5 protein-coding genes are annotated in these 13,009 nt (G+C 38.0%); all 5 read left to right on the forward strand.

Annotated features, from left to right (window positions below):
• Position 1 precedes the first annotated feature (1 nt).
• Genes ES765_RS08665 through ES765_RS08685 form a run of 5 tightly spaced genes read left to right on the forward strand, consistent with a single transcriptional unit; the run spans position 2 to position 13,007 of the window.
• A complete protein-coding gene (locus ES765_RS08665) occupies positions 2 to 3,751 on the forward strand; it encodes an ATP-binding protein (protein ID WP_138113256.1) in 3,750 nt (1,249 codons plus the stop codon).
• A gap of 1 nt (position 3,752) precedes the next feature.
• The gene (locus tag ES765_RS08670) at positions 3,753 to 5,042 is read left to right on the forward strand and encodes a sensor histidine kinase (protein WP_249356294.1); all 1,290 of its coding nucleotides are present in this window, start codon (positions 3,753 to 3,755) and stop codon (positions 5,040 to 5,042) included.
• Positions 5,043 to 5,094: 52 nt separating this feature from the next.
• Entirely contained in the window at positions 5,095 to 8,937 is a 3,843-nt protein-coding gene (locus tag ES765_RS08675) for a sensor histidine kinase (protein ID WP_138113260.1), read from the forward strand.
• A gap of 7 nt (positions 8,938 to 8,944) precedes the next feature.
• Positions 8,945 to 12,577, forward strand: coding sequence for a sensor histidine kinase (locus tag ES765_RS08680; protein WP_138113262.1), 3,633 nt, complete (start codon positions 8,945 to 8,947; stop codon positions 12,575 to 12,577).
• 55 nt (positions 12,578 to 12,632) lie between these two features.
• Positions 12,633 to 13,007, forward strand: coding sequence for a response regulator (locus ES765_RS08685; RefSeq protein ID WP_138113264.1), 375 nt, complete (start codon positions 12,633 to 12,635; stop codon positions 13,005 to 13,007).
• Positions 13,008 to 13,009 lie beyond the last annotated feature (2 nt).

Genomic DNA, 13,009 nt, shown 5'->3' on the forward strand with positions numbered 1-13,009 from the left:
TATGTTGAATTCGATTTATTCCCTTTTGAAAAGTGGCCATCTCATTTTTTGTGTTTGCATTTGCTTTCTTTTTTTTAGCGAAAAATCTTATTCTCAAGCTAGTGAGGAAATTGGAATTCCACTAATTACGAATTATCCAACTTCTGAATATGGAGGGAACGGGCAGGTTTGGGCTATCATTCAAAGCAATGACCAATTGATGTACTTTGGAACTTCTACAGAGATTATGGAATTTGATGGCATCAATTGGAGGCAGATTCGTATTCCTGATTATCCCACTGGGGTATCAACAAGAGGGCTCGTGATGGATGATGAGGGTGTTATTTTTTATGCATCCGGCGGAAGTTTTGGGTATCTGAAAAGAAATGAATTTGGTAATCGAGAAGCAGAATCTTTGAAATACTTAATCCCAGAAGATAAGCGAGATTTTGAAGAAATTTGGTCAGCACATTATGACGGAGAGTTTTTGTATTTCCAATCTCGAGAATACCTTTTTAGGCTATCGTATGATTTGTCTGCGGGTGAATTTGAACTGAAAACTTATCCTGCCTACAGTACGTTTTCCCTTGGCTATATAATCCATGGGGAATATATCATACATGACATTAAAACCGGTCTGCACAAAATGGTCGATGGAGAACTTGAGCTAATAGAAGGAAGTGAAGTTCTTGCTGGAGATAGGATGTTCACTGTGGTTCCGCATTCGGATAACCCTGTAACGGGTAAAAAGCAATTTTTAGCGGGTAGGTTTTATCAAGATTTTTATAAGTACGACGGAGAGAAATTTGAAATTTTTGAAAGTGAGCTTAATCAGTATACGAAGACCAATCTTCTTTATAAAAGCGCCCTTCTTTCCAATGGGAATCTAGTGGCATCAATCATTGGAATGGGGCTCGTCGTGGCAAGCCCTGAGGGCAAATTGTTAAACATTTTATCCGCTGATCAAGGACTTCAAGACCCTTCGGTCTATTCTGTCTTTGTGGATCAAGACCAGACCGTTTGGGTTGGGTTGGACAATGGTATTTCAAAGCTACAGCTAAATTCTCCGATCAGTACTTTTACTAAGAATCAAGGGGTTAATTCAACCATTTACGCCATTACTCGAGCTGGCGGACAATTGTACATTAGCTCTTCCATTGGTCTTTATAATTATGACGCTGCCACGAAAAAATTTATTCCAATTCCAGAATTAGGTAACATTCAGATTTGGAACTTGGTGGTCGATGGCGATGATTTGCTTGTACCTGGAGAAGTCTTTTCGATGATCCGAGATGGAAGAATTCTTCCCATTGACCCCAATACTAGTGGAGGTCAAGACTTGATGATATCGCCTTCCAATCCAAACCTTTTATACATATCCATTCCTGGTGGACTGAGGATTTTCACTAGAAAAGGAGATTTTTGGGAAAAATTTGTTGACTTAGAAGGAATGCCTAATACGATTTGGACCATAGCTGAAAGCGTGGATGGAACAATTTGGGGAGGTACCCAAACGAATATGGCATACAGGATTACCCCCGCTTATGATGAAAACGGCCTTCCAAAAGTCATCGATTATAAAATCAAAATATTTGGTGTTGAGGAAGGTTTGGTCAATTCTCCTGGATATTTAGGTGCGATTGATGGTGAAATCTTTTTCCCTTCCTTTGGGGCTAGCTTGCGCTACGATCCTAAAACCGAAACAATCGTTCCTGATGACAGATTTGGAATGATACCAGACAATCTGGGGCTTACTGACGGTTTTTTTATGAAAGAGGACTCCCAAGGCCAAGTTTGGATTCCCATTGGCAATAAGCTAAGACTAGCGACCCCTGATCCAGACAAAACCTACATCATCGAGGAAAATCTCTTTAATGACTACCCTTATCAAAGTGTGAATGGACTATATTCCGAAGAGGATGGTATTGTTTGGATTGGAAGTGGGCAAGGTTTGCTTCGCTATGATCGTTCCGTTTCTTCTATACCTAAGACTAATTTTCCAGTGATGATGCGAGGTGTTTTTGCTGGATCTGATACACTCAATCATCTCACACAGGGAATTGATGATGATTTGGTAGATTTGCCCTATTCCCAAAACTCACTTCGCTTTACCTATGCTGCCCAGTTTTTTCAGCAGGAACAGCGAACTACCTATCAAACTTTTTTAGAAGGATTTGAATCTGATTGGACAGATTGGAACAGGAGCTCATATAAAGAATACACTAACCTTTCTTGGGGCACTTATACCTTCCGAGTACGAGCTAAAAACGTCTTCAATGAAATAGGAGAGGAAGTAATGTATACCTTCGTAATTTCTCCTCCTTGGTATGCAACTTGGTGGGCTTATCTATCCTATTTACTATTATTTGGGTTACTTGTAGCACTAATAAGTCGTACCCAACAAGCAAAAGTAATCAACAAAGAAAGACAGCATGCCGCCCTGCGCGAAGCGACGTTAAAGGCAGAAGCTGAAAATGATAGACGAAAAAATATTGAATTGATTAGTGAGATTGGCAAGGATATTACCAGTTCGCTTTCTATCGAAAACATAATTGATACTGTATATCTGCACGTTAATAAACTCATGGACGCCTCGGTATTTGGAATTGGAATTTACAACAGATCAGATAAAACGCTACTGTTTCCTGCTACAAAAGAAAAAGGAAGCGTTTTGCCTCCATATAGCTATAGTTTAGAGGATAAAAATAGACTGGCAAATTGGTGCTTTAAAAATCAAAAAGAGATACTGTCTAATGACTTCGAGAATGATTACCAGCTATATGTCGAGTATATTCAAGCTACAGCAGCAGGAGAAGATACCCAGTCCATCGTCTACCTACCGCTAATTAATAAAGGTAAAATAATAGGTGTTCTCACCGCTCAAAGTTTTTCTAAGAACGCATATACAGATTTCCATCAAGATATACTGAGGAGTATCGCTAATTATGCTGCTTTGGCGCTTGATAATGCTGAAGCTTATAGAAATCTAAAGATTACCCAATCCCAATTAATCCAATCCGAAAAAATGGCCAGCCTTGGAGAACTCACAGCAGGCATAGCCCATGAAATACAGAACCCATTGAACTTCGTTAATAACTTTAGTGAAGTGAGCAACGAACTCATTGACGAAATGAATGAAGAAATCACCAAAGGAGATTTTAAAGAAGTAAAGTTTATTGCTGCGGATATCAAGCAGAACCTTGAAAAAATAAACCACCATGGCAAACGTGCCGATGCTATTGTAAAAGGCATGCTGCAGCACAGCCGAAGCAGTGCAGGTAAAAAAGAACCTACCAATATCAATGCTTTAGCAGACGAATATTTACGATTGGCATATCACGGTTTAAGAGCAAAAGATAAAACATTCAACGCTACACTTGAAACTGATTTTGATAAAAATATCGAACCTGTAAATACTATACCGCAAGATTTGGGCCGAGTAATTCTGAATTTGATTACCAATGCGTTTTATGCTGTCAATGAGAAGAAACAAAACGATGCGAAGTTCAAACCTATCGTTTCGGTCAGTACTAAAAAGACTGGAGGCCATTTAGAAATTACAGTCTCAGATAATGGAAACGGAATTCCAAATAAAGTCATAGATAAAATATTCCAACCCTTTTTCACGACCAAACCTACCGGCCAAGGAACCGGATTAGGTCTAAGCTTGAGTTATGATATTGTGAAGGCGCATGGCGGAATATTAAATGTTGAATCTAAAGAAGGAAAAGGGTGCGTTTTTAAAATTTCATTACCCATTGAATCTAATTAAAATGAACACAACCAAAGAACAAGAATTACTGCGAACCTATCAACTATTTGTGGCATCTTTCATGGAAAATTCGTCAGTAGATGAATTGAATGATATCCTCTCCCCTGATATTATGGGTTTTGGTACTACAAGCGATGAAAAAGTTTTTGGAATAGAGGCCGTTAGAAACTTAAATGACATTGGAAAGCAACAAAAACAATCACTTGAAGATTACCACTATACTTCTAAAATTATAAAAAAGCAAATTTCTAAAAAAGGGGATGCTGCAATCATTATCACAGAAATAAATTTAGGCTATTCCATACATGAAATTAAAACGGTAATGCCGCTTAGAATTACGACCGTTCTATTTTTTGATGAAACATGGAAAGTGATTCATTGGCATGGATCATTGGGTGTTGAATCTGAAGGAGATACGTGGCATCAAAATGAATGGCAAAGAGATAATGACCGCCTACAGAAAAAGGTAGATGAACAAACTGCCGAATTAAAAAAATCATTAGTAGATTTAAAAGCCACCCAATCACAACTCATTCAATCAGAAAAAATGGCAAGCCTAGGAGAGCTTACTGCTGGCATTGCCCACGAGATTCAGAATCCCTTAAACTTCGTCAATAATTTCTCTGAAGTCAGCAATGAGCTTGTTGACGAAATGAACGAAGAACTGGATAAAGGGGATCTTGAAGAAGCCAAGGCTATCTCCTTGGATATCAAGCAAAACCTAGAAAAAATAAACCACCATGGCAAACGAGCCGATGCCATCGTAAAAGGAATGCTGCAGCACAGCCGAAGCAATACTGGGAAAAAAGAACCTACCGATATCAATGCCTTGGCAGACGAGTATTTACGATTAGCCTATCATGGTTTACGGGCAAAAGACAAATCTTTTAATGCCCAGTTGGTAACCGATTTTGATGATACCATCGGAAACATAAATATCATTTCTCAAGATATGGGGCGCGTCATCCTCAATCTAATTACCAATGCCTTTTATGCCGTTAATGAGAAAAAGAAAGAACAGGTAGCAGGGTATGAACCTACTGTTTCCATAAGTACCAAAAAAAATACAGATACCATAGAACTAAAAGTAACAGACAATGGTAAGGGGATACCAGAATCTGTTAAAGAAAAGGTATTCCAGCCTTTCTTTACGACCAAGCCTACGGGCGAAGGTACTGGTCTTGGTCTTTCTTTAAGTTATGATATTATAACCAAAGGTCATGGTGGGGAATTAAAAGTAAACACCAAGCAAAATATAGGAACCGAATTTAGTATTAACCTGCCATTATAGACAGGCAGTTTTAAGCAATAGTGTAATTTAAGACCCAACCAATTAGAACAACATGAGAATACATAACCCATTCATAATTACTTTTATCTGTTTCATTTCCTCATTTTGTTTTGCTCAAGTACAGGAGCAACAGATTAATCCCACCTATTTAACGATTGGCGATGGCCTTGCTTCCCCAACTGTGACAGATGTTATGCAAGATAGTTATGGGCTGCTTTGGCTTGCAACTAGCAATGGCCTGCAAAAATATGACGGATATCGGTTTGAGACCTATAAACATATTCCCACGAAACCCACTAGTTTGCTTAACAATAAAGTATGGAGCCTTGCGGAAGATAACAGCCATGATATTTGGGTAGCGACAGACGATGGCGTATCTAGGTTTGACCGTGGTAACAATGAATTTATCAATTATCCGCTCGCCGAAATACTTAATTTACCATTAGGTAGTATTGTCGCTTTGAAACTCTTTATCGATTCTCAGCAACGTATTTGGGCTGCAACTACAACAATGGAGTTGGTACGCTATAATCCTGAGACGGACCAATGGAGCCTTGCAGATTACGAAATACTTAATGAAACTAACCCAATTCATACGGGTTTTGGTATTGCAATAACCGAAGATGCCCAAGGTGGAATTTGGTTTGGGTCATCAGTACATGGCTTAATGCACATGGGCAAAGATGAAAAAACGTTTAAGCCGGTACATTCAGATACCTGGGGAGAATTTGACTTCTCAAATCCTGATAATATTATTACCTCATTATACTCAGACACCAATAATATACTTTGGTTAACAACCCACAAAGGAGTGTACAAATTTAATCCTAAAACTGGTTTTTTAAAAACACTTATTGAATATAAAGAAGATACGAATATCATTTGGAAGAGTATGAACAGTATTTCACCTGATCAAGACGGAAATATATGGGTTGCCAATAATTTTAGGGGAATATTAAAATTTAATGGAACCACAGATACATATACCAAGGTTACCCTTGACGGAAAAATGAAAATGCAAGAATTTATGTGGGATATTACCATGACACGTTTCATTATAGATCGCAGCGGTATTTTTTGGTTTGGGTCTATTGAAGGTGGCTTATTAAAATACGACCCCGTGAACAAGCCCTTTTCCTATTTTTCACATCGTGAAGGGGATGCACTGAGTATAAGCCCCAACGGGGTCTTTGGACTTCTTGCTTCAAAAGTAAGACCTGGAACAATGTATGTAGGATCAAGAGGTGGAGGATTGAATGTTTTTGACCCAAAAAAAAGAACGTTTGAAAAAATCACCTTTGATGTGGTAGATGATTTCTTTGGCGGATCTGTACGAAGTATTGCAGAAGATACTGATGGCACCCTTTGGTTAGGTACTTGGGGCGATGGGCTTATTGAACTGGATAAAAATTACCAAGAGCTCAACCGGTACAACTATGAAGCAAAAAATAGTAATTCCATTTCTAACAATCAAGTACGTCTCATTAAAAAAGACCACCAAGGTAAATTTTGGGTCGGCACCAATAATGGATTGAACATTTTTGACCCATCAACGGGCAACTTCCAACGGTTAGCGAGTAAAGGCAATATGCAATATCCGCAAAATTTAGTGGAAGAGTTGGAAAAATTGTCCTCCTCCAACCAAAGTATAGGGCTTATAGATAACGTTAGAGATTTAGAAGACCGGTCTCAGCCTATAACAATAGAAACAAAAGGCACCTATTGGGTACTATCAGTTGGTGAAGGTGATACGAGAAGTATGGTAGATTATGGTTGGATCGAGAATGCCCAAAAAGATACCATCTGGAGTTTTGGTAGGAATGAGGATACCTTTTATGCCGGAGGCGGTGCCAAGAATAGGATTGTAATAGCACCCTTAACCCTTATACCAGGCTCCTATGTTTTACGTTACAAGGCCGATGATAGCCATGCCTATGAAAAGTGGAATGAAAATCCACCGAATCAAACTTCCCTATATGGTATTACGCTTATAAAACCCAAAGATGATGCCCAGACCAGCTCTTTTGAAAAACAAATTGCCGTTAACCAAAATGGTATTATCATGGGTGGAAACAATATATCTGATATTGAAATTGGTGAAAAATATATTTGGGTCGGTGCAAGTGGTCAGGGGCTAACTAGAATTGATCCCGTAACTAATAAGGCAACCTATTATGATTATGACCCTGAAAATGAGAATTCAATAAGCAGCAATGTTATTTCAGACATCTTAGAAGATAGCAAAGGAATACTTTGGTTAACGACAACAGAGGGAATTAATCGGCTAGACCCCGATTCTGGAAAAATTACTGTATTTACAGAAGCTGATGGCCTTGCGACCAACCTTACAGAGGCAATTTTAGAAGGTGATAACGGCGAAATGTGGATTGCCTCACAAAACGGAATTTCACAAATGGTAACCAATGAAACCTTAGGTAAAGTAACCTTTATAAACTATAATTCTTCTGATGGTATAGGCGGAGATATTTTTATACCCTTGGGCGCAGCACGAAGTTCTGACGGCACCTTTTATTTTGGTGGCAATCACGGTCTTACCACCTTTAATAGCATTACCGCAAATAATATCTCCCCAACATTACTAATTTCGAATGTGTTAATTTCAAATAAATCGGTGCTCGATATGGGAGCGGAAAGTCCGTTGACTGAAAGTCTTCTTAACACCGATTTGCTTAATTTATCCCATCAACAGAACAACTTAAGTTTTGAATTTTCGGCCTTACACTTTGCAAATGCAGAAAAAAATCAATATGCCCACAAACTCATTGGCTACGATAAAGACTGGATCTATGACAACCGCAACTTTGCCTCGTATACCAATCTAGATCCAGGCAAGTATAAATTTGCCATAAGAGCCTCTAATGCCTATGGTATATGGAACGAAGATGGCAAAACCTTATCGATAACCATTTCAGCTGCTTGGTGGCAAACCTGGTGGGCCTATGTGTTATTTGGAGTAGTTACGGCAAGTATTTTGAGGGCTTATATCGCTTTTAGGGCTAAAAAATTGAAGAATGAAAATAAGGCCTTAGAAGAACGTGTTGAACAAAGAACAATCGAACTAAAAAATAATATAGACCAATTAAAAGCGACCCAATCACAACTAATCCAATCTGAAAAAATGGCAAGTCTCGGTGAGTTAACCGCTGGTATTGCTCACGAGATTCAAAATCCTTTAAATTTCGTCAATAATTTCTCAGAAGTCAGCAATGAGCTTATCGATGAAATGAACGAAGAACTAGATAAAGGAGATCTTGAAGAAGCCAAGGCTATATCATTGGATATCAAACAAAACCTAGAGAGAATTAACCACCATGGCAGACGCGCCGATTCTATTGTAAAAGGAATGCTACAACACAGCCGTGCCAGTGGTAACAAAAAAGAGCCTACGGATATCAATGCCCTGACAGATGAATACTTACGATTGGCATATCACGGTCTTCGGGCAAAGGATAAAAGCTTCAATGCTGATTTCAAGACAAATTTTGATGACAGTATTGTTTCAATACAAATAATTCCTCAGGATATAGGCCGCGTAATATTAAACTTAATTACCAACGCATTTTATGCCGTAAACGAAAAGAAGCAACAACTGGGTGCGAACTATAAACCTACAGTACTAGTAAGTACTAAAAACGTTGGGGACATTGTGGAAATAAGAATTACCGATAATGGAAACGGAATATCTAAAACAGTTATAGATAAAATTTTTCAACCTTTTTTCACCACTAAACCAACGGGTAAAGGTACTGGTTTAGGTCTAAGTATGAGTTATGACATCGCAAAGGCGCATCGTGGCGAATTAAAGGTAGAAACTAGGGAAGCTGAAGGAACAACTTTTATCATAGAATTGCCTAAATTCATAACCACCAACTAGGGTAAGAATGAAAAGAACACGATTATTGATACATCATATATTTTTTACAGGCTTCTTCTGTAGTTTAATGCTACTTTCTTGTAACAAAGCAAGTAAGTCTGAAACTGAAACGACCATTGGTGACTATAAAACACCAGAAACCATTCCCTTAGAATTTACGGAGCCAGAGCCTTTTGAATGGGAAACCATAACCTCAGATACGCTGACAACGCCCGTAACATTTTCTTTGAATGTTGATGCGTTACCTAGCAAACCGTTTGAATTGAATACATTCAAGCCACTGAAGACCCCCATGAAAGAATATGATTTGGATTGGGACAATTTCCCTACCGAGAAATTGAAATTTGATTCCATTCCTTTTACGGTTACAAAATCTACCATAAAAAAGCCCACGATTACCAAAATGAGACCTCCTGGGATTTTGAAGGGCACCCATGTAAATCTGATGCAACTTTCCATAAACGAAGGGCTAAAGTCAAATTTAATCACAGCATTTTTAGAGCGTGAAGATGGCACTACATGGATTTCTACTCCCCTTTCCTTAAATCTCTATGATGGGGAAAACACATATACCTATGAGTATAGCCTAGTAAACGATATGACCTTAGATAGTAAAGGTAGGCTTTGGTTAGCCACGAACGGCAATGGGATGTACGTATTGGATTTCAAAAATAACATAGAATACACCATCAGTACTCCTGCTATTGCGCTTAACCTGGTTGATATACTCTACGACCATACCGGTGCCATTTATCTGGCTGCATTTAACAATGGTATCTATACTATGGATGAAGCATTGGGTAGTTTGGAAAAACTCACCAATGAAGGTGCCAATTTACCTATCACACTTCTTGAGGATAGTGATAAAAATATTTGGGTGGCCTTTGAAGATGGTATAGCTATAATTAATAAAGAAAGGCTAGATATTAAAACCCTTCCAGAAGATACGAGTTTTACGTTAAACTTTAGTACGGATATTAAAGAAGATAAGTCTGGGATGATTTGGTTCTGTAGTTTTCAGACAGAAGAAGTGGTTAGCCTATCCTTAAAACAGAAAAAAGCTAAACTCCTTACCAAAGAAAATGGTTATACCATATCAGGGAGTACCAGAATAGAGGAAGATTCCAAGGGTAATATTTGGATTGTGGGTAATGATGAGGTCTATATATTAAGTGAAGATAACCAAAGGTCTAAAACCATAAGTATAAACAGTACCATGTTAAACAATCGAAGGGGCAGCATCCTAAAAAGAAACGATGGTACATTATGGTTTGGCACTTTGGATAAGGGAGTGGTTATGACCAATTACTTTACTATGAACACGGAATATTTTGATACCTCCAAAGGCTTAATAGATGACCAAGTTTGGGATATTGAGGAAGACTCTAGAGGAGAGTTATGGCTAGGAACTACAAAAGGTATTAATATTATTGATCCTAAGAAGAATACCATAAAAGCCCTAAGTCATGAAAAACTGCGTAGTACGGTTAATAATACAATTCTTTTTGTAAAAGAGATTTCAAAAGATATTTACTTTATCGACGCAACATCTGGCTTTTCTATTTTTGATCGTAAAAAAAATAGGGTTACCCAATACGCCAGTACTATCAAATCACCTTTTGTAATAAGAGGTATTGCAGCTATTAACGAATATACTTTTTTCTTATACACCCGAGATGGTTTGTTCCTGTATGATATTAAAAGTAATACCTTAAAAAAAGTGGTAGCGAAGAATGATCCTGATATTTTAAAAGCTGCTTCTCAATCATTACTGGTTTATGACAAGGAAATACTGTGGGTACCTTCACAAAATGGTTTGGCAAAAGTAAATTTAAAGACGAATACCGTTAGTTATCTTAGTGAAGAACAAGGCCTTTGTGAAAACAATGTACACGTAGCCGCCTTTTCAAAAGAAGAGGAACTATGGTTGGCTACCCTAAACGGTATTGCTATTCTAAACCTAGAGGAAAACACGCTTACCAATTTAAAGGAGGAAAACGGTCTGCTGCCTGCAGAGATGTATGATCTTATTGAACGAGGAGATACCATGTATGCCGCCAGTGTAAATGGCCTTATCCCGATAGACAAAGCATCTGCAAAAACCACAAACAAAGGGTTCTATAATTTTAATCAAGGTCTAGGTTTTAAGTCAACCGACTATCTCGAAGGTTCCGCTAAATTTCTTAAAAATGGACAACTTTGGGCGGGTGTTGGCGACCTAACGAATGAATTCAAACTTATGGTCATAGATGGAGCGCCTAAACTCGATACAATCGTTAGTAGTATTCGTATTACCGGCATGTTCGTTATGGATGAGAATCCTGGTTTTAAGGAAAATAGTAGCATTGACTCCCTAAATAATAAAGTATCCTCTTATGCGGTTAAAAACCAAATGACCTGGGATTCGGTTAATTTCCCCTATACTATTCCAGAAGGTCTTATACTGCCCTTTGACCAGAACAGTCTAAGTTTTAGCTATGGCAGTGAAGATATTTTTAATAGGGATAAATTATCCTATCGTTTTATCCTAGACGGCGCTGATGAAAATTGGACGTACGCAGCAACCGCTACCGCTACCGTAACCAAAAACTATTATAATTTAAAACCAGGTAATTATACATTTAAAGTATCTGCCAGAAATGGAAATAGCAGTTGGTCAATTCCTGATACACTTTCATTTAAAATAAATCCTCCATGGTGGCAAACGTGGTGGGCTTACTTACTGTTTGGCATTATCGCCGCAAGCATTCTAAGAGTCTACATCGTTTTTAGAGCACGGAAATTGACCAAGGAGAATAAGTTGTTGGAAGAGCGCGTCTCGCAAAGAACTTCTCAGCTTAAAAACAAAATTGAAGAATTAAAGGCAACCCAGTCTAAACTTATTCAATCTGAAAAAATGGCTAGTTTAGGTGAACTTACCGCCGGTATTGCCCATGAAATACAGAATCCTTTAAATTTTGTAAATAACTTCTCTGAAGTGAACAAAGAACTTCTAGAGGAATTAGAGGAAGAAATTGAAAAGGGGAATTTTGACGAAGTAAAAGCCCTTGCAAAAGATGTTTCGGCCAATGAAGACAAAATCATCTTTCATGGCAAGCGTGCCGATGGTATTGTAAAAGGAATGCTACAGCATAGCCGGAGCAGTAATGGTATAAAAGAACGTACTGACATCAACACCTTGGCAGATGAGTACTTACGACTCGCCTACCATGGGCTGCGAGCAAAGGATAAAACATTCAATGCTACCCTAAACACAGACTTTGGCGATAACATTGGTGAAATAACTATTGTTCCCCAAGATATTGGTAGGGTTATTTTAAATCTAATTACCAATGCCTTCTATGTTGTTAAAAAGAAGAAGGAGCAAAACCTTAAAGGCTTTGAGCCTACAGTATCGGTAAGTACAAAAAGACAAGGGAGTATGGTATTGGTTTCTGTTTCAGATAATGGCAATGGCGTACCCAAAGATGTGCTGGATAAAATATTTCAGCCCTTTTTCACCACAAAGCCTTCAGGCGAAGGTACAGGCCTAGGCTTATCGTTAAGCTATGATATTGTAAAAGTACATGGAGGAGAATTAAATGTGGAAACGGAACAAGGACAAGGAACCACCTTTATTATCTCATTACCAATGAAGTAAAATAATTAATTATTCCCTTAATATACTAATTAACAAAATATTAAATAGACCCATTATGAAAATATTAGTTGTAGATGATGAACAAGATGTAAAAGTGCTATTTCAGCAACGATTTAGAAAAGAAATTCGAAAAGAGGAATTGGAGTTCGTATTTGCCTTCTCTGGTGAGGATGCACTAAACGTAATGAAAGCTATGGAACATGAAGCTGTTTTGATATTATCTGATATTAATATGCCAGGAATGAGCGGACTTGAATTATTGGATACTATCAAAAAGAATTATGTAAAACCACCTCCAATGGTTATGATGATTACCGCTTATGGGGATGAGGAAAATAGAACTATGGCAAAAAATTTAGGAGCTGATGATTTTCTAACCAAGCCTTTAGACTTTTCGCTATTAAAAGATAAGCTTATAAAATTAACTTAAGA

It is taken from the genome of Maribacter sp. ACAM166, assembly GCF_005771495.1.
Lineage (GTDB): Bacteria > Bacteroidota > Bacteroidia > Flavobacteriales > Flavobacteriaceae > Maribacter.